Raw genomic sequence first — 355 nt, 5'->3', positions numbered from 1 at the left:
TGCGGTCGTCACCTTCGTGCTGGTCGGCGCGGCGGCCTCGTCGGTGTGATCCGGAGTGCTGCCGAGAGCGGCAGCATCTGGGCGACGCTCCTATGGTTCGTCAAGGGGTGGTGGGTCCGGCTTCGAGTAGTCGGTAGAGGGCGCGGGCGATGTAGCGCTTGATGCAGCGTCGTATCTCCCGGGGGGTCTTGGTTGCGGAGGTCCGTTGCTGTGCGTACTGGCGGCTGCGGTCGTCGTAGCGCAGCCGCGAGATTGGGATGGTGTGCAACGCGCGGTTGAGCTGTCGGTCGCCGTAGCGGTTGAGTCGGTGTCGGTTGGTGACTCGTCCGCTGGTGGCGGGGATCGGGGCGACGCT

General features: G+C 67.3%; 1 protein-coding gene. It reads right to left on the bottom strand.

Annotated features, from left to right (window positions below; genetic code table 11):
* Positions 1 to 100: 100 nt before the first annotated feature.
* Positions 101 to 355, bottom strand: a 255-nt coding sequence (locus V5O49_RS00275; RefSeq protein WP_332900466.1) for a transposase, incomplete at its 5' end; no start/stop codon positions are given.

It is taken from the genome of Isoptericola haloaureus, assembly GCF_036689775.1.
Classification (GTDB): Bacteria; Actinomycetota; Actinomycetes; order Actinomycetales; family Cellulomonadaceae; genus Isoptericola; species Isoptericola haloaureus.
The sequence above is the reverse complement of the archived record's forward strand: the minus strand, read 5'-3'. Positions and strand labels throughout refer to the sequence as shown.